Origin of the sequence: Anatilimnocola floriformis (assembly GCF_024256385.1) — a bacterium.
GTDB classification, from domain to species: domain Bacteria; phylum Planctomycetota; class Planctomycetia; order Pirellulales; family Pirellulaceae; genus Anatilimnocola; species Anatilimnocola floriformis.
This window is the reverse complement of the sequence record NZ_JAMLFW010000001.1, coordinates 5,483,942-5,501,017: the sequence shown is the minus strand read 5'-3', so window position 1 is coordinate 5,501,017 and position 17,076 is coordinate 5,483,942. Positions and strand designations below refer to the sequence as shown.

Annotated in this window: 17 protein-coding genes; 6 read left to right on the top strand and 11 right to left on the bottom strand. The window is 57.8% G+C overall.

Translation table 11 applies throughout. From position 1 onward, the window contains the following. Positions 1-78: 78 nt before the first annotated feature. Positions 79-1,284 (top strand): metabolite traffic protein EboE, encoded by a 1,206-nt coding sequence (eboE, locus tag M9Q49_RS21730; RefSeq protein ID WP_254510935.1) that lies wholly within the window; start codon positions 79-81, stop codon positions 1,282-1,284. 21 nt (positions 1,285-1,305) lie between these two features. Here eboE and M9Q49_RS21725 read toward each other — a convergent pair whose 3' ends face one another. From M9Q49_RS21725 to M9Q49_RS21705, 5 genes are all read right to left on the bottom strand, one after another. Then, entirely contained in the window at positions 1,306-2,154 is an 849-nt protein-coding gene (locus M9Q49_RS21725; RefSeq protein WP_254510934.1) for a tetratricopeptide repeat protein, read from the bottom strand. A 355-nt stretch (positions 2,155-2,509) separates the two neighbouring features. After that, entirely contained in the window at positions 2,510-2,740 is a 231-nt protein-coding gene (gene csrA, locus M9Q49_RS21720; RefSeq protein ID WP_254510933.1) for a carbon storage regulator CsrA, read from the bottom strand. Positions 2,741-3,269: 529 nt separating this feature from the next. Continuing rightward, positions 3,270-4,262 carry a rhomboid family intramembrane serine protease gene (locus M9Q49_RS21715; RefSeq protein ID WP_254510932.1) on the bottom strand — a complete coding sequence of 331 codons (993 nt, stop codon included), beginning with the start codon at positions 4,260-4,262 and terminating at the stop codon, positions 3,270-3,272. 116 nt (positions 4,263-4,378) lie between these two features. Further along, the gene (locus M9Q49_RS21710; protein WP_254510931.1) at positions 4,379-6,613 is read right to left on the bottom strand and encodes an SHD1 domain-containing protein; all 2,235 of its coding nucleotides are present in this window, start codon (positions 6,611-6,613) and stop codon (positions 4,379-4,381) included. 109 nt (positions 6,614-6,722) lie between these two features. Next, positions 6,723-8,621 (bottom strand): SHD1 domain-containing protein, encoded by a 1,899-nt coding sequence (locus M9Q49_RS21705; protein WP_254510930.1) that lies wholly within the window; start codon positions 8,619-8,621, stop codon positions 6,723-6,725. On the opposite strand from M9Q49_RS21705, the gene M9Q49_RS21700 reads away from it, so the two are divergent. Next, on the top strand, positions 8,598-9,017 hold the full coding sequence (locus tag M9Q49_RS21700) for a hypothetical protein (RefSeq protein WP_254510929.1): 420 nt from the start codon (positions 8,598-8,600) through the stop codon (positions 9,015-9,017). The two genes, M9Q49_RS21705 and M9Q49_RS21700, sit on opposite strands and share 24 nt — an antisense overlap. On the opposite strand, the gene tpx is transcribed toward M9Q49_RS21700, so the two are convergent. Continuing rightward, on the bottom strand, positions 8,978-9,496 hold the full coding sequence (gene tpx, locus M9Q49_RS21695; RefSeq protein ID WP_254510928.1) for a thiol peroxidase: 519 nt from the start codon (positions 9,494-9,496) through the stop codon (positions 8,978-8,980). The two genes, M9Q49_RS21700 and tpx, sit on opposite strands and share 40 nt — an antisense overlap. 120 nt (positions 9,497-9,616) lie before the next feature. On the opposite strand from tpx, the gene M9Q49_RS21690 reads away from it, so the two are divergent. The 3 genes from M9Q49_RS21690 to M9Q49_RS21680 all read left to right on the top strand — a co-directional run bounded on the left by M9Q49_RS21690 (position 9,617) and on the right by M9Q49_RS21680 (position 10,809). Next, positions 9,617-10,099, top strand: a complete 483-nt coding sequence (locus tag M9Q49_RS21690; protein WP_254510927.1) for a DUF6932 family protein — start codon at positions 9,617-9,619, stop codon at positions 10,097-10,099. A gap of 14 nt (positions 10,100-10,113) precedes the next feature. Continuing rightward, entirely contained in the window at positions 10,114-10,347 is a 234-nt protein-coding gene (locus M9Q49_RS21685; RefSeq protein ID WP_254510926.1) for a hypothetical protein, read from the top strand. Between the two features lie 84 nt (positions 10,348-10,431). Next, the gene (locus M9Q49_RS21680; protein ID WP_254510925.1) at positions 10,432-10,809 is read left to right on the top strand and encodes an STAS domain-containing protein; all 378 of its coding nucleotides are present in this window, start codon (positions 10,432-10,434) and stop codon (positions 10,807-10,809) included. A 115-nt stretch (positions 10,810-10,924) separates the two neighbouring features. Here the strand turns inward: M9Q49_RS21680 and M9Q49_RS21675 are convergent, their stop codons facing one another. From M9Q49_RS21675 to M9Q49_RS21655, 5 genes are all read right to left on the bottom strand, one after another. Further along, positions 10,925-11,146: a BON domain-containing protein gene (locus tag M9Q49_RS21675; protein WP_254510924.1), complete on the bottom strand. Its 222-nt coding sequence runs from the start codon at positions 11,144-11,146 to the stop codon at positions 10,925-10,927. Positions 11,147-11,370: 224 nt separating this feature from the next. Further along, a complete protein-coding gene (locus M9Q49_RS21670; protein WP_254510923.1) occupies positions 11,371-11,673 on the bottom strand; it encodes a polyhydroxyalkanoic acid system family protein in 303 nt (100 codons plus the stop codon). 134 nt (positions 11,674-11,807) lie between these two features. Then, positions 11,808-12,011 carry a hypothetical protein gene (locus M9Q49_RS21665; protein ID WP_254510922.1) on the bottom strand — a complete coding sequence of 68 codons (204 nt, stop codon included), beginning with the start codon at positions 12,009-12,011 and terminating at the stop codon, positions 11,808-11,810. A 163-nt stretch (positions 12,012-12,174) separates the two neighbouring features. Then, a complete protein-coding gene (locus M9Q49_RS21660) occupies positions 12,175-12,897 on the bottom strand; it encodes a (5-formylfuran-3-yl)methyl phosphate synthase (RefSeq protein WP_254510921.1) in 723 nt (240 codons plus the stop codon). Next, complete coding sequence (locus M9Q49_RS21655; protein ID WP_254510920.1) at positions 12,894-13,451, bottom strand: hypothetical protein; 558 nt, start codon at positions 13,449-13,451, stop codon at positions 12,894-12,896. The genes M9Q49_RS21660 and M9Q49_RS21655 overlap by 4 nt, the downstream gene beginning before the upstream one ends. Before the next feature lie 150 nt (positions 13,452-13,601). On the opposite strand from M9Q49_RS21655, the gene M9Q49_RS21650 reads away from it, so the two are divergent. Beyond that, positions 13,602-17,075: a PVC-type heme-binding CxxCH protein gene (locus tag M9Q49_RS21650; RefSeq protein WP_254510919.1), complete on the top strand. Its 3,474-nt coding sequence runs from the start codon at positions 13,602-13,604 to the stop codon at positions 17,073-17,075. Position 17,076: the final 1 nt, after the last annotated feature.

Below are 17,076 nucleotides of genomic sequence, written 5' to 3'. Positions count from 1 at the left end.
TTCGGCGACTCCAATCATTCCGTTGTATTTCTCTTCATCCCTTCCTCTCTTCCACCTTCATCCCTCCGCGCCGCACTCATGCCTCCGCTTCCCACTCTTGGTTATTGCACCAACGTTCACGCCGGCGCGAATCTTGACGAGACTCGTGCGAACTTGCAGAAGCATGCGCTTCGCGTGAAGCAGCTGTATTCGCCCGACGCGCCGATGGGGATCGGCCTGTGGTTGTCGGCTGCCAGCGCGCGAGAACTAGTGCAGACAAAACAAGTCGATGCGTTTGCCGGTTGGCTGCGCGATCAAGGTTTGCTGCCGTATACGTTCAACGGTTTTCCGTACGGCGACTTTCACCAGCAGGTGGTCAAGCATCGTGTGTATCATCCGACCTGGTGGGATGCCGATCGACTCGCTTACACGCTGCAACTGATCGACATTTTGCACGCGTTGCTGCCGGCCGGTGAGGAAGGAAGCATCTCGACGCTGCCGATCGGCTGGGGGCAGCCGTGCCCCGATCGCGAGCAGAATCAACTCGCGGCGGCGCAGCTCAAGCAGGTCGCACATTACCTGCATGATCTGGAACAACGGACCGGCCGGTTGATTTATATCTGCATCGAGCCTGAGCCCGGCTGCGTGTTCTCGTTGGCCGATGACGCGATTCACTTCTTCCAGTGGAACCTGTTTCGCGGCGAGGATGAAGAGATTGTTCGCCGGCACATCCGCCTTTGTCATGACGTTTGCCACGCAGCCGTCATGTTTGAAGATCAGGACGATGTGCTGCGGCGGTACCAGGATGCCGGCATCGAGGTCGGCAAGATCCAGGTTTCGGCCGCGCTGCGGATGGATCTCAATGCCCTCGAACGGCCCACGGCGGCGAGTATTCCGCTGAACGATCTATCGAGCTTTAACGAGCCGCGGTACTTGCACCAAACTTCCGTTCGCCGCGTGAATGAAGAAGGAATCGACGAAGACGTTTTCTACGAAGACCTGCATCTCGCCCTCGCCGGCGAAAGCCAACTGCTGCAGGAAAATCTGCGGCAAGGCCGATCGCTGGGGGAATGGCGGATCCATTTCCATGTTCCCATCTATCAGCAAGAGCTTGGCAGGCTGTCGTCGACGCAAGAACAAATCGGCCAATGCCTGCAAGCCGCGTGGGAATACAGCAACTGCCGGCACTACGAAGTGGAAACCTACGCCTGGACCGTGCTGCCGAAAGAACTGCGGCCTGCGGAACTCGCCGACGGAATTGCGACGGAGCTGAAGTGGTTCAAAGAGCTGTGGCTGAATTCATAGCCGAGTCGCTCCGTGGCTCGTCTATGGAGTTCCCTTCGCCTCGGCAATCTTCTTTTCCACTTCATCCCGATGGATCTTACTCGGCGCGAGAGTGGCCGCGGCTTCGAGATGGGTGATCGCTGACTTAGCATCGCCCGCCTTGAGAAACGCCTGGCCCAAGCCTTCGCGCCAGTAGAACGCGAGAATGTCGGATCGCATTTCCGGCGGAGCGCTGGCTGACTTCTTCGCGGCGATGAGAGCTTTCTCTTTGTCGTTGGCATCGACCCAGGCAAGGGCCGCCTCTTTCCAGTGCCAGGCTTGCAACTGCGTGGCCGCCGCGGCGGCTGCTTCGTGTTTCAGGGCGAGTTTTTCGGCCCACTCGAGATTGACCGATTCCAGCCGCTGCTGAAACTCGCTCCCTTTCAATTTGTCGTCGCGAATGTTCTTGTGAATGACGGCCAGGACGTTGAGAGCGAGCAGATCGCGCGGATCCTTTTGCAGGCGAGCTTCGTAGCGTTCGACGGCGGTATCGACTTTGCCGCGCTGGTGCAGGAACGAAGCGAGATCGCGAGCGGCCAACGAGCGCCGAGAACGCTGATCGCTGTGTGCGATGATAAAGTCCTGCGCGACCAGCATCTTGTCGATCTCAGGAAGCTGGCGGTAAGGGACAACGAGCGCCTGATAAGCCTTCAAGCGCGCTTCATCATCTTTGGCGAGTGTGAGCGCCGTCTCGAGCGCGGTTTGCGCCTCGGCGAACTGCTTGTCGCGCGCGAGCTTCGTCCCTTCACGCAGGGCATCGTCGAAGTTCTTGTATTCGGCGGCAGATGCACCGAGCGCGAGTAAAACGAGCGCGAGCAACATGAAACAGCAGAAGCGAAACGCGGTGTTCATCGGCTGGCCCCAGAGAGGAGAGGGCCGCAACGGAGCTTCCGCGACGGAATTCCTGCGGCCAACCTAACGTAGCCGAACTCGCAGGGGATTCAACTGTTGGTGATCGACTTGTTACAAGCGAGTTTCAAGTCGAAAGCCGAGACGGGGGCCGGGACGATCGCTTGCCGCGCGAAGGAATCCCGACCCCACCTTCCGTGATGGGTGACGATTGCGAAGGGAGCGCGAGAGGCGGGCGCTCCGGTCACCTGAATTTCAAACCAACCGACAATACTGAAGCGCGGCTGTGGCCAGGGAGAGGAATTGCTGGCTGGCAGCAACATCCTGACCGGGAAACTTCGCGAGACAGTTTCCTCGCTTACGTACCAGTGTTCGTCCGGCCCAGGTCTTTGGTGTCGCCTGGGCGGAGTTGACTGGCTTTGCGATTTTCGCGTTGGATGGCTTCGTATACTTCCTGGCGGTGAACCGGAATGTCCGACGGGGCTTCAATGCCCAGACGTACTTTGTCGCCACGGATATCGACAATCGTGATGACGATGTTGTCGCCGATCATGATGCTTTCGTCACGGTGCCTCGACAAGACCAACATGGGGGGCTCCTTCCTCTACACACGCCACGCGGTGGGCGCGGAAATGATGAATCTGCGGGATGATTGGATGGGATGGTTGCTGCGGCCTGTTCCCGGTGAGTGACCTTGCTCACCGGCAACTCGTTTGTCAGGGCTCGCTTACCAGATGACCTGCCTGGTTAGCTGAACTTTGTCGCCGCATGGCTGGCTACTCCAGTAGTTACCAGCAATGCTATCGCCTGACAAAGACAACTATCGTCCGCATCTCTTCTCTAGAATTACATTCCGGTGCAGGCTGCACACTTTACCATCGCTGCCGTTTGTGACGGCATCTTCACGGTCGCGCGGGGCCCGTCATCGCGCCGCGCGACATGCTTGATCGCGCTGAACGACACGATAGGAACGCGCAGCGCTGCAGCTTGGAGACATTGCGATCAACGCGCGTGAACAGTTCGCAGTCACACTGGTCGCTGATCGTGAAGCAGTTTGAGCTGCTGACACAGCGCAGCGCGACAAGTTGATTTGGCCGCTGAATTTGCCTGCGAAATCGCTATGCCCTGCGTACGAGCTGCGGCACGTAGCCGAGCGCCATGCCGGCCAGCATGCCGGCGACGTGCGCGGTGTTGGCCACCGAGCCCAGGCCTAGATTGATCACGCCGTAGTTGCTCGCAAAGCAAACCAGCAACCAGCCGAACATCAGCAGCGACGTGGTGGAGTGCAGGAAGTAGCTACGGTCTTGCAGCACGTATGATCGCACAAAGATAAAGCCAAACAGGCCGTAGTTGACGCCCGACATACCGCCGAAGTTGCCAATGTCGGGAAACAGCGTCGTCCCCTCCAGCCACGAGTCGACGACGACCTGCGAAACACAGGACGTCGCTGCGATCAGCAGCACCAGGGCCACAAACCAGCGGCTCTTAATTCGGCTCTCGATTTGCCCACCCAAGTCATACAGCCACATCATGTTAAAAACGATGTGCATGACGCCGAAGTGCAGGAACATGGGGGTGACCAGCCGCCAGATCTGACCGGCCTGCACGTCTTTCCAGGCCTCGGTTTTGATTCCTCGAATCATCTTTTGGCCATCGATATCCACTTTCTGGAAATCCGCGATGCCACTCGAGAACTGCACCCAGGACTTCACGCCCGGCCCGGCTTGCTCGCCCCAATCAGTCAGAATGAACACAACCACCGAGATGGCAATCATCGCCAGCACAACCGGTGCAGAACGGGCGACCTGCCCGCCAGTTCCCCAGCGGCGGTTCATTTCGATGGTGTTCTTCTGGGCTCGCTCGCGCTTCTGTTGTTCCTCGCGCTCGATCGCCGCGGCCTGCTGCTGAGCATTTCGAAAACGGGGATCATTCGGATCGGCTTGAAACTGAGCCAGATGTTGCCTGGCCGCTGGCAACTGATCTTCGTCGATGACCCAGATCGACCAGCCATCCGCTTCGGCGTCGGCCCGAGCTTCGATATTCTGCACCACCAGCCAAGCCGCAAACTTGCGCGCGGCGGCTTCATCCTTGAGAACGGTCAGTTGGCGCATAGGGGAAGGCAGAAGTAAGAAGGCAGAAAGCAGAAGGAATATTCAGAATAACGGAAAAATGCAGACAGGTGTTTATCTGGCATTTTTCATTCTGCCTTCTGCGTTCTGCATTCGCCTCACTGCACCGTGATACCGCTCGGCGCCAGTGTCGCCGTGACAATCGACACGCCGTTGGGATACTTCATCAACCGACGGGGAATGCCGGGGTTGGCGAAGAACGCCGCGTTGGGGGTGGTGCGGGTTGCTTCCTCAATGGTCTGGCCTTCCTTCAGATGAATATTGAAGGGAGGACCCCAACTGGCTTTGTTTTGCCAGACAGGTTTATCGGAGCCTGGCGATTTGAGGGACATTTCGCCAAGCTGATAAGTGACCGAGACCTTGGTTGTGGCGAAGCCTCGGCCGAACATGCGGTATTCGATTTCCTTGGTTTCGCCCGGCATCGCGCGGGCGGTGAGCACGAAATCGCTGGCTTCGCCCGGCGCGGCAATCGCCCAGCCGTTGTTGACGAAGGCGGTGGTGATCGACGTGCGGATCTTTTCCGATTCCGCGCCGTCAAACGGCAGGGCCAGATCGAGCCCGATCTTGGAACCCGGCTTGATGGCAAGGAGTTCTTCTTCCTTCACGGTGGCAGCTTTGCGGACAACTTCTTCGCCCGGCAAAGCAAAGCTGATGATGCTGCGGGACTTGCCGCCGCTGCCGCGGTCCTCGTTCAGGAACCATTCACGACCGGCAAACGAAACCGCCGTTGAACTAGTGCTGCCGCTGAACGAGCAGGTCATCAGGCCGCGCTCGATATCGAAGGCGTAGCGATGGTCGATGATGAGATGATTGTGCGAGCCGAAAGAGAGGGCGGTCTCGTGGCTGATGTGCATGGAAGTGCCGGAAACAGCCGCCGTATTCTTTCCATCGGCGACATTCCAAACCCACAGATTGAGCGGACCAGCCGCAGCCAGCTGCGCGCCATCGTCGCTGAAGACAATGCGATAAATGCTGAGCCGAGATGCGCCGTCGTCTTTCATTTCACATTTGCCGAGAACCTTGCCGCTGATCGGCTCGAGCACATACACACCGCTGCTGGTGGCGACGGCGAGTTGCTTGCGGCCCGGGCTGAGTGCGCAGCTGAGTGACCAACCGCTGCCGAGATCGATTTGATATAGCCCGCGAATCACGCCCGCCGTGCTGAGGTCCCACATCACCAGTTTGCCGCTGTCGCCCAGCGTGAGCAGATGTGTGGAATCGACGAACTCGGCCCATTTGAATGCTTTGACGCTGAAATGCTTCCCTTCGCCATCGTCGAACGGCTTGAAGCTGGATGTCGCGCGAACTTCGTTCCCATCGATCTCCCAAATATCGAGGTGCTTGTTGCGGGTTTGAAAATCATCATCGCGACTCGTCAGCAGCAACCGCCCGGTGGGATCGACGCTGATGGGTCTGAGGAGCGTCGGCATCGTGAGCGGAGGCATCGCCGCAGAACTGGCGATTTCGACTCGCTCGAGCCGACAGTTTTTTCCGCCATGCTCGTTCTTCACGCCAATCCACAGCCAGCCGTGGGCGGGATCGACGATCATCCCTTCGGCCTTTTCGAAGAAGTCATCGACCCGACCATTCGGACCAGCGATTGCGCGCGGCGGAATCGACGCCGCACGATTGCTGATCTTCGGCAGCGCAACCGTCGAGGGATTCGCTGCCGCACCCCAGGCAGCCGGCGCGTCGAGCGTCAGCAACGGCACGCCGTTCAAGCTCGTCTTTCGTTCCGCGCCCAGGCCGGCGATCTGCGGCTTGTCGGTAACGTTGGCTTCGAAGGGATTCTCGTCCTTCATCGGCGGCGCTTTGGCCTTGTCGGCGGCCTCGCGAGCGGCGACTTGATCTTCGGCGCTCAGTTTGTCCATCGCCAACGTGATGAACTTGCCGTCGGTCTTCTTCAGCTGGACTTGGTCCTTATCGAGACTGACAAAGGATGCTTCGATTTTGAATTTACCGGTGGCATCGGTCCAGGTGCGAACCTCAGCGGCGGCCGCTTCAAAGGGATTGGCCGGCGCAGTTGCCGCTGGTCGACTAGGAATTGGAATATCGCCGCCAGCGGGCCCGAGCCTCGGCCGGTTCGCAGCAGCGCCGCCGGGTAGACGCACCCGAGTACCCGGAAAAATCTTCGTCTGACCGTCCTCTTGCTTGACCTTTACCGACGCGCCGACCATCTCGATAAATTCGCCCTTTTGCACGACGCCGCGGCCATCCAAGTATTCGATCTTGTCCCCCGCTTTCACACCCGCGGGCTGGGCGAACAGCGAACTGACTGAGAGCAAAGAAAGCAGGGCGGTCAACAAACAGGAACGCACGAGGGAACCAAACATGAGAGAGCCTTCCTCGAAAGCGAGCCAACTTCGGCTAAGACGACGAGAATCGAGAAGCAGATTCTATAAAGGAATTCGCCAACTTCCAAACAATTGGCGAGGGACAGTACTATTCAATTTTCAACCCTTCAGGAGTGATCTGCGCCTGAAAAATGGCATCGGAGAGTTGTCGCGGCATGACCTTGCCCAGGAGCAGCGAAAAATACTCTCCGGTGAGCAATTGCGTTTCCTCAGGTCGAATGGGGCATTTGAAAGTCCACAAGGAAGCACCTTTGTCTGAGGAAATTCGTAACGTGATTTCGACCCCCAAGTTCTCCTGCTTGACCTGCTCGATGGTGAGGACACAATCACCCATCTCGCCTTCTGGGGCGACCGAAAGTCGGGTCCCTTCCAATTTCTTCGCCATCGCTTGACGAATTTGTTGTTGTTCAGCGGCTGGCAACTCAGGGCTGGTTTGTAACGACAGAGTTGAGCCAGGTTTAACTTTCTGGAGGTCGTCGATCCGCGACTGCGCGAGCCGAGTGATCATCTCCGCGCTGGGAAGTTCACAGTGTTCCAGGGTAAGAGTTGTCTTGCCGTTTGCGGTCGAGCGTTTCAGATACCATTGCTGTCCGCCGTATGGAACTCTCATCTCAGTTCCCACATTGACGTGCGCCACCACTTGTCCCTGAACGGGCTCAATCGCGTATTCGCCCGAGAGCACTGCGTAGCCTTGGGGACTAAAGGAAAGAAGTCCGAACATCGGCAAATTCGGGATCGGTAGGGCCTTTAATTCCTTACCAGTTTGGGCGTCGAAGAAGTACAGCGTGTCGGTGGATGCATATGCCACCTGACTACCATCGGGCGTGAACGCAATTCGATAAACGCAGCCGTCCTGGGCGGCCGTGGTTTGTGTCTTGCCGCCGGGAGCAAACGTGCCAAGTACCTTTCCGCTGAGCGAATCGACCATGATCAATTGGTCGTTCAACCAGGTCAGGAAATGTTTGCGATTGGGGCTGAATTGAAGCGGATTTACCGGCCGCGAACTGCTGGCGGTGTAGTCCAGTAGCGAAACCAAAACTGAGCCGCGGGAAGTCGAGATCAAGGCCCGATTGTCGTCAACAAAATGCGCAACCCATTCCTGGTCATTCCTGCCCGTTAGAGAGATAGATTTGATTGCCGTTAGTCCCTGAGTTCCCACCTTCCAGACATTGATTCGATTCTGATCTCCATTGGTAAGAACGAGATTGCCGCTCGGATTGACGGCCAGTAAGTGGTTGTATCCAGCAAACTCGATCATGGGGAGCAATCTCCCCTGCACCAAATCCACCCGCTGAATTCGAGTGAGGCCCCACTGGCGATTGGCCTGCGATATCCAGATGGTTTCCGTCGCCTCATTGAACAAGTACTCGTAGATATCGTCGCTGCGTACGCCTTCGGTTTCGAACGAGACGAATTTCGGAGACAGCCTCGGAAAATGGGGAGTAACCTTATCGGCTTTGACATTCCACGGAGCTGCATAAGCCGCTGCTCGCATGTAGGTCGCCGGGGTGAGATTAGCGAACGAGATCTCCGCTTCCGTCACTCCCTGCCAGACTGCCGTAGGCGAGGATGAGCCGATCACTCCTTGCTGCACGTTGGATTCAAACGGATTTGGGAGACTCTCGACCATCGCCCGGGCAGCGGCTTGGTCGGTCTCTGAGAGCCGATCGAGTGGAATCGAAAGAACCTTGCCGTCGGCCTTCTTGAGATCCACCTTGCCATCGGCAAGCCCTATGAATTCCGCTTCCACGGAGAACTTGCCCGAGGTGTCTTGCCAGGTACGTTTGAAATTTCGTGGCTGTTTGGGGGCGGGAGTTGTGGCCGGTTTTTCTGCAGCTTCGAGTTTGCTTGCTGTTTGGGCCGGATTGGGATTCTGACGCTTGCTGTTTGCGGCAGCCACGGCAGCCGGATCTCGCGGATTGATCCCTTTCGCCCAGCGAACATACTGCGGACGAAACGGCACTTGGCTATCGTCTTCGAATCGCACTTTGATCAAACCAACGGGCGTGAACTCGACGAACTCGGCTTCGCGCAGCCGGCCCATGTCGATCACTTCGAGCTTGTCACCTGGGCGCAAATCGGGCCGTTGTGCCGATTGCTGGGGAGCAGTCTTGGGCTGGGCATTCACGGCGTTCAATACCGGGAACGACAGCAGCGCAAACAAAAAGAATATTTGCCTCACCATACGAATCTGGCAGTTGCGAGTGGGAGGAACGTGGCAAACCGATGCGTTGAGTCTAACGAGAACGCAAGCAATTTCCAAGTTTTGAAAATGCGCAAAAACAAAGGGCGAAGCCACGGCCTCGCCCTTTGTGAATCAAGCAAATTCTTGCAGAAAAACTCTTACAGCGACTTCTTCAGTGCTTCGAGAGCGGCTGGGTAGTTCGGTTCGCTGGTGACTTCTGGCACGACTTCGGCGTAGGCGATCTTGCCGTCCTTGTCGATCACGAACACGCTGCGAGCAAGGAGCTTCAGCTCTTCGATCAGCACGCCATAGGCTTGGCCGAAGTTGCGATTCTGATAATCGCTGCCGACCTTCAGATTCTTGATTTCTTCGGCGCCGCAGAAACGGTTCATCGCGAACGGCAGGTCGAGGCTGACGGCAACGGCGTTGATGCCGCCGGCCAGCGACGACAGTTCATCGTTGAACTTCTTCGTTTGAATCTTGCACACGCCAGTGTCGAGCGACGGCACGACGCTCAGGATGGTGGCCTTCCCCTTGAGGTCGGCGAGGGTGATCGTCTTCAGGCCGCCTTCGAAGAAGTGAATGGTGAAATCAGGCGCGGCTTGGCCGACCTTCACGGCTTCGCCGGCGAGGGTCATGGGGGTGCCTTTGAACGTAACAGCGGCGGCACGGGACATGTGTGAGATCCTTGAATTCGTGGAAACGACGGGTGATTTCGCGCGGTTGCGAGAGCAGAATTCTACCGGTATAAGCGCGGGGCGTAGAGGGGTGTTCGTCGACTATGGAATTGGAATGCGATGGAATCAGAGTCAAATCCAGGAAACTACACTTCACTTTGGCCGGCAGGGTTTCACTTCTGCGATCTTGGTCAAATTCGTTTGCGCTGCGTCACGGCCGAGCAGTTTCGCAATTCAACTGTTCGCGACAAGTGGATGAATAGACTTGAAATGATTGCCGAGCGAATGACGTTGGCGAATGTCAACGGAGAACTCTGGGTTGACGGAAGTTTCGTCACGACAAAATTGAACCCACGTGATCTGGACGTCTGTTTTTACGTCAAAGCCGAACTACTGGAACAGGGCAACAAGATTCAGCGTGAAGCAGTGAAGTGGTTCGATAGACTCCAAATCACGCACGGAGTCGACGCGTACATTTCGACGATCTTTTCTGTGACTGATCCGCGCCATGAAGAGACTTTAAACGACTACTTGTTCTGGAAGAATCTTTGGGGGACTAGCCGGAATAATTCACCACAAGGGATTGTCGTGTTAAGATTGTAGAGGGGAAACAGCACATGTCTGATTACTTGCGAACTGCGATCGGCCAAACACGAGAAGCAATCGGCCGCAAGGAGCGATTGCTGAAATCGTTCCCAACGCCAGGCGTAGAGGTGGCGCTTGATTCGCTGCGCCGCTTGCTGAAAAAGCTCGAAGCTGAGCTTGCCTCGCTAGCAACTCCCACGATTACAAATCCAGAATCCGTCGCCACTTCGCCAGAATCGAATTGCATCCCGCCGCACGCCTCTTAAGATTAACGCCTAGAGGGTAGGGGTACTTTCTAATTCGCCAGGTCGCTTCTATTCGGCCTGGCTCTCTTTGCGCGGAGGATCGCCATGGTGGTCGATTTAATTCCCGGCTGGACATTGGAGATGGATCGTGGGCCCGATTGGCTGTTCATTCGCCCGGTGCCGCCCAAAGACAAACTGGGCGTGGAAGTGGAACTGGCCGAGGCGATCTGGGAGCGGATGGAGCAGCAATTCTGCCATCGCGTCGTGATCGAAATGGATCAGGTGCCCATGCTTCGCAGCTGGCTCGTCGGTCAACTAGCGCTGTTGCACAAGCGCGTTACCTCGCGCGACGGCTTGATGCGGATGTGCGGGGTATCGGACAGCAATCACGAAGTGCTGAAGACGGTGCGACTCGACGATCGCTTTCCGCAATACGCCGACCGCGGCGCCGCCGTAATGGGCTATCGGCCCAAACCGCGGTAAAGAAGAAGTGCAATGCGGCCGTAGGACGGACCATTGGTCCGTCCAGAATCGCCGAACGAGTAAACTCAGAGTTCGAGACGGACCAATGGTCCGTCCTACAAATCAAGCAAACCGCTTAGCACCAGCTCACTTCGAGCTCATTCTCAATTTGCTTCACGCCTTCGACGCGTTTGATGACTTCCTGAGCCATCTGCTTCTGAAAATAAGAAGCCACCACGCCGTTCAGCGTCACTCGCCCTTCCTGGGCCTCGAACCGCAGCTTCCTGCCACTCAAGTACGGATTGGTCTCGATCGCCGAACCGACACGTTCGGCCAGAGTAGCGTCAAAAAGCGGCATAACCCCAGCGTCCTCTCAATACCTGTTGAGCGAAATAAAACTGCCCCAATTTCGCCGCCCGGGAGCACTCCAGCACCCGCCAACAGCGCGCAGTCAATTTCTCTATCGGCAAAGCTTGCCGGTTAAGTAAGAAAATCGCGAGGGGAATCGATGAGGAGTGGATGAAAGTTTCAACGCCGGGCCGCTTATGCGTGCCAAAGCGACTTTGCGCAGGAAAGGCAACTCTATCGCAGCAGCTTTTCCAACTCGGTGCGAATCGTCGATTCAATCGTGCCGCGAAACAGGCTGGCAGCGAACGGTAGGTTGCCGCTCACGCGGACCTCATCGTTAGCGACGACGAGGTCACCTTTGATCTGCATGCCCATCGCCGTGAAGCCGAACTTCAGCGTTTCGCCCAGCCATTCGCCTTGCACGTTACTCACACGATCGGCGTGATCGCGGCGAACTTCTTCCAGAAAACCTTGCAGTCGCTGCACCGCTTCGGCGACGGGAAGCTGATGGGGAACTTGCACGGAGAGCGATGCCATAGGAATACTTTTGCAATCGAAGAATGAAAACGGCAAATGCATCCTCACATTTGCCGGCATTCATTCTAAAGCGATTTCGACAACCGTGTGGATGTCGGGCGAAGTTTGTAGCCAAGGTCCGCGCGACTTCGCGGCTAGCGCTCGCTGGGCGTTTCGTAATCGATCCGATCGCGCGGATGCCAAAGCGGCAATCCTTGACGAAGGCGACTGGCGAGCACATCCAATTTTTCAGTGGTGCCTGGCAAGGCACGCGTTGCTTCCACTCCTTCAGAAGCCTGCAGTTCGGGTTCGTAATTCCACTCGCCATCGCGAATGGCTTCTAACACGGAACGAGGCACGTGAAGTTCTCCTGTGATAGGCGAAACGAGCGCTCGCAGAGAAGTGACTGAGATGAGAGCAGGACAGCGCTCAGCAGTATCGAACTGAATTACCGCGCGCGTCAAGTTACAAATTTCACAGTCGAGATGCGCTGCGCAGAGAATCACAGACTCGCGCTTGACACTACTTGCGCGAAGTGCTTAAGGCCGTCGCCCATTCGCGCACGAGTGCACCATCGAGTCGGCCGGTGCGCGCGCCGCGACAAACCGCGCCGCGCACGGCAACATAGTCTGGCGCGAGTGGCAGCAGATCGGGCAAATCGCTGAGTTGCAACGAACCAGCAAGCACGACCTGGGCTTTCGCATCGCGAACGGCGCCGATGAAGCGAATCAACTGCGCGTCGCTGCAGTGCTCGCGCAAGTTGCCGTTGCTCTTGTCGTAGGTATCGACGAGCACAACGGGCACGCGAAACTCCGGCACGCATTGCACCAGCTCGGCGGGCGATGGCGCGCCGCAGTCGCGCCAGTCGGCATAGACAACGAGGACGGGCTGCGTACCACGCTTCAGCAGCGATCGCCATTGCCGCCAGTAATATCGCCAGTCGAACACGCCGTTGGTGGTGGCATCGCTCATGCCGACCTTGGCAAAAGATAGACCACGAGTTTCTGTGGCAAGTTTTTCGAGGTCGATGTTGCGAATCTCGCCGAGCGCGGCGCTCACGGGAACTTGCTTGTTGACGACTCCGAGAACTTCGCGCCAGACATCGGGGCTCGCAGCGCCGAGCGAACCGCGCGACGGATCCTTGATGTCGATCAGATCGGCGCCATTCTCCATGGCGGTAATCGCTTCGACGGCGCCCGTGACGCTTACCAGCAGCTTTGTCCTTGCTTGCTTCTTTTTGCTCATGCGCCGGCCGCCTGTCGGGCTCGTTGTTCGCGATGAGCAGCCGCCAGTCGATGGTTGAGCTCCTTCAGCGCTTCGCCGTTGATCGGTTCGCACCAGGCACCCTGCAGCGTGATGTACCCTTCGCACCAATGCGCGATCGCGGGCTTCACGTCGCGATGATGCCAATCCTTGGCCCGCTCGGCAATCCGCACGATGACGTTGCTCGTCTCTGGTTCCATGCCATCGATCTTCGGCAGCTCGCTCGCGCCACCTTGGCCGAGAAAAAAGCACTCGACAATATCGAGCGGCACGCGGATCGGTTCCTTCGGCTCGATGTAAACCAGCAGCGAATCGGCTTCGTAAGCCAGCCGCGGCTGGGCTGCCATCCACAGGATGTTGCCGGTCAGATAGAGCGCGCCGAGAATCATCGCGCCGGCGAGCGCCCACACGCCCCAATGCCAATGCAGCAGCCAGGCAGCAATGAGCAAGCCACTGCCGACGAGCGCAATAACGACCGGCAAGGCCAGGCCGAGCAATAGTGCGCGGCGGTTCGTGCGTAACCAGACTTCGGGCATGCGAACTCAGTAAAAATGAGGCGAAACGTCTTCATTGGTTTTAACAAAATCGGCACCGCTGCCCAGCGGGTGGAGCCGCGCGACTTTATCGCTTGCAGCCTAGCAGGCGTGTATGATCACGCTATCCCGCCCTCCCGTTGGAGCCCACCGATGCGTCGCTTGCTCACGCTCTTGTTGGTTTGGTCCGTGGCGTTTCTGGCCGCGCAGCATTCGGCCGCCGCCGATGGCGAGTGGAAGACCGTACCCGTTCCCGCTGCGTGGAAGACTTCGCCCGGGGGCCAGGACGTGCGGCTGTGGTATCGCGCCGCCGTCCAAATTCCCGCCGAGTGGAAAGGGCGGGAAGTAACTCTCGCCGTCGAAGCCGTTGATGACGCTCGCGAAATCTACTTCGCCGGCGAAAAGATTGGTGGCTTGGGAACTTTTCCGCCACAGTACTTGAGTGGCATCGGCCAAACCCAGCGATTCAAAATCCCTGCCGAAAAAATCAAAGCCGGCGAATTGCAGCTGATTGCAATTCGCGTCTGCGTCGTCGATGGCCGATCCGGATTCAATGTCGCCGCGCCTGTTCTCTTCGGCGGCGAGCAGGCGATTCGCCTCAGTGGCGATTGGCAAGTGCGAACGGGTGATGACGTTGCCTGGGCGAATGCAGACAAAGAGTCGCTCGCGAAAGTCCCGGCTTTTTCCAAACTCGAAGTCGCTGCTGTGGTCGATCGCGAACTGAAAAAACTGCAAGGTGAAGAAGGGCCGCTGCCGCCGGAGCAGTCGCTGGCCAAGATCAAAGTCGCCGATGACTTACAGATCAACCTCGCTGTCGGCGAGCCGCATGTACGGCAACCGCTGTCGATCAAATGGGATGCTCGCGGCCGGCTGTGGTGCGTGCAGTACTTGCAGTATCCGCATCCCGCCGGTTTGACCGCGATCAGCCGCGATAAATTTCTTCGCACGGTCTACGACAAAGTTCCGCCGGCCCCGCCGAATCATTTTCGCGGCGAAGACAAGATCACGATTCACGAAGACACCGACGGCGACGGTAAATATGACCAGCACAAGACTTTTCTCGACGGCTTGAGTGTCTGCTCATCGTTTGCCTTCGGCGACGGTGGCGTGTGGGTGCTCAATCCGCCGTACTTGCTCTTCTATCCCGATAAAAATGGCGACGATGTTCCCGATGGTGATCCGGAAGTGCATCTCGAGGGCTTCGGCATTGAAGACTCGCATTCGGTCGCGAACAACCTGCGTTGGGGACCCGATGGCTGGCTGTATGCCGCGCAAGGGAGCACCGTCACCGGCGCGGTGAAACGGCCTGGCGAGAAAAAGGCGATTCACTCGCAAGGGCAACTCATCTGGCGCTATCATCCTCCGACAAAGAAATATGAGATCTTCGCCGAAGGTGGCGGCAATGCTTTTGGAGTGGAGTTCGACGATCAAGGCCGAATCTTCAGCGGCCACAACGGCGGCAACACCCGTGGCTTTCATTACGTGCAGGGTGGCTACTATCAAAAGGGATTCGGCAAGCACGGTGAACTCTCGAATCCCTTCGCCTTTGGCTATTTCGAAGCCATGGCTCACGCCAAGGTGCCGCGGTTCACACACGCCTTCGTCATCTACGGCGGCGCTGCCTTGCCCGAGAAGTACAACAATTTGCTAATGGGCGTTGCGCCGCTGCAGAGTCACGTCACGCTCAGCACGCTCGAAGCCGATCGGTCGAGTTTCAAGACCACCGACGTCGGCCATTTGATGACGAGTGACGATCCCTGGGTGCGGCCGGTCGATATTCAAGTCGGCCCCGACGGCGCTGTGTATGTCGTCGATATGTACGAGCAGCGAATCGATCATGCCAGTCACTATCAAGGACGAGTGCACAAAGAGAGTGGTCGCATCTGGCGGATCTCGGCGAAGGGTGGTAAACCGCCAGCGGCCGTTGATCTCACGAAAAAGATCGATAGTGAACTGCTGAATGTCGGTGTATATGAAGCCAATCGCTGGCAGCGACAAACGGCGTTGCAGGTGCTCGCTCAGCGCAGGCCGGAAGGTGTGCAGGAACGGCTCATTCGAGAAATCCACGGCGAGAAAGGCGAGCACGCGCTAAACTGCTTGTGGGCTTTGCAAGCCAGCGGCGGATTGGGCGATCAGCAGGCCGCACTGTTGTTGAAACACCACGAACCGCTGGTGCGAGAGTGGACGATTCGCCTCGTCTGCGACGATGGCGAAATCAGTTCGGCCATTGCGCAGCAGTTAGTCGAACTGGCGAAAACGGAAAAAGACGTCCGCGTGCGGAGTCAACTCGCCGCATCCTCGCGGCGGTTGAGCGGCGAACACACGCTAGCCATCTCCGCGGGATTGGCAGGGCATCAGGAGGACGCTGCCGATATCCATCTGCCGCTGCTGTTGTGGTGGGCGATCGAAGCGAAAGCCGATTCCGACCGCGATGCTGTGATCGAGTGGCTGAAGAAAAACAATGAGTTGCCGCTGGCATCGCAACACATCGTGGAACGCCTTGCTCGTCGTTTTGCAACGTCGGGGCAGCGTAAGGATTTGCTCGCCTGCGCGCAGCTGCTCACCACACTGCCGAGCAAAGACGCCAAAGCCAAAGTAATGGCGGGCATCGAAGCAGCCTTTCAAGGTCGCAGCATGAATGCCTTGCCGCCGGAACTGCTCTCCGCAATGGCCGCCGCCGGATCGGCTTCGCCGACGTTGCGGTTGCGGCAAGGTGATCCCGCCGCAGTTGCGGAAGCTCTCAAGCAAATCGGCAATGAGTCATTCGATGCCGCCAAGCGCGAACAGCTGATTGCGATTTTCGGCACCATTCAGCAACCGACATCGGTCCCCGTGCTGCTGAAGATCGTCAAGGATTCTCGCAACGATGGACTCCGCAGCAGTGCGCTGGGTTCGCTGCAATCCTACAAAAATCCAGAGATCGGCCAGGAGGTCGTGGCTGCCTACCAAGACATGCCAGAAGCGGTTCGCGGCGTGGCTCAATCGCTTCTCGCTAGCCGCAGCAGTTGGGCCAAGTTGCTCGTCGCTGCCGTTGACGCGAAGCAGATCGAAGCAGCCGGCATTCATGAGAGCACCGTGCGACGACTGCTTCTCAGCGACCAGGCCGATGTGCGCGAGGCTTGCAAGAAGCATTGGGGCGAACTGGCCGGTGCGTCGAACGAAGCTCTTCGGGCCGAAGTGGAAAAGCTCCTGCAAGTCGCTGCGGCCGGCAGCGGCAATCCCTACGCCGGCAAAAAGCTCTACGCCACTTCCTGCGGCAAGTGCCACAAGCTTTTCGCCGACGGCGGTGCGATTGGGCCCGACCTAACAAGCTACAAACGAGACGATCTGCGCGGCATTCTCTTGAACGTGGTGAATCCCAGTGCCGAGATTCGCGAGGGCTTTGAAAATTACCTCGTACAAACCGCCGACGGTCGCACGCTCAGTGGATTCATCGCTGAGCAAGATGCGCAGGTGGTCGTCATCCGCGGCGTGGATGGCCAGAATCTCTCGCTGCCACGCGAAGAAATCGAGGACCTCCGCGCCGTGCCCGTTTCGCTCATGCCCACCGGCCTACTGAAGCAATTCAGCGATCAGCAGGTTCGCGACTTGCTCGCGTACTTACGCAGCACACAACCGCTGCCTTAAG

Excerpts from the sequence above, each read along its gene's own strand:
- eboE (WP_254510935.1), top strand. The coding sequence starts at position 79 with ATGCCTCCGCTTCCCACTCTTGGTTATTGCACCAACGTTCACGCCGGC.
- M9Q49_RS21725 (WP_254510934.1), bottom strand. The coding sequence starts at position 2,154 with ATGAACACCGCGTTTCGCTTCTGCTGTTTCATGTTGCTCGCGCTCGTT.
- csrA (WP_254510933.1), bottom strand. The coding sequence starts at position 2,740 with ATGTTGGTCTTGTCGAGGCACCGTGACGAAAGCATCATGATCGGCGAC.
- M9Q49_RS21715 (WP_254510932.1), bottom strand. The coding sequence starts at position 4,262 with ATGCGCCAACTGACCGTTCTCAAGGATGAAGCCGCCGCGCGCAAGTTT.
- M9Q49_RS21710 (WP_254510931.1), bottom strand. The coding sequence starts at position 6,613 with ATGTTTGGTTCCCTCGTGCGTTCCTGTTTGTTGACCGCCCTGCTTTCT.
- tpx (WP_254510928.1), bottom strand. The coding sequence starts at position 9,496 with ATGTCCCGTGCCGCCGCTGTTACGTTCAAAGGCACCCCCATGACCCTC.
- M9Q49_RS21690 (WP_254510927.1), top strand. The coding sequence starts at position 9,617 with ATGGAATCAGAGTCAAATCCAGGAAACTACACTTCACTTTGGCCGGCA.
- M9Q49_RS21685 (WP_254510926.1), top strand. The coding sequence starts at position 10,114 with ATGTCTGATTACTTGCGAACTGCGATCGGCCAAACACGAGAAGCAATC.
- M9Q49_RS21680 (WP_254510925.1), top strand. The coding sequence starts at position 10,432 with ATGGTGGTCGATTTAATTCCCGGCTGGACATTGGAGATGGATCGTGGG.
- M9Q49_RS21675 (WP_254510924.1), bottom strand. The coding sequence starts at position 11,146 with ATGCCGCTTTTTGACGCTACTCTGGCCGAACGTGTCGGTTCGGCGATC.
- M9Q49_RS21670 (WP_254510923.1), bottom strand. The coding sequence starts at position 11,673 with ATGGCATCGCTCTCCGTGCAAGTTCCCCATCAGCTTCCCGTCGCCGAA.
- M9Q49_RS21660 (WP_254510921.1), bottom strand. The coding sequence starts at position 12,897 with ATGAGCAAAAAGAAGCAAGCAAGGACAAAGCTGCTGGTAAGCGTCACG.
- M9Q49_RS21655 (WP_254510920.1), bottom strand. The coding sequence starts at position 13,451 with ATGCCCGAAGTCTGGTTACGCACGAACCGCCGCGCACTATTGCTCGGC.
- M9Q49_RS21650 (WP_254510919.1), top strand. The coding sequence starts at position 13,602 with ATGCGTCGCTTGCTCACGCTCTTGTTGGTTTGGTCCGTGGCGTTTCTG.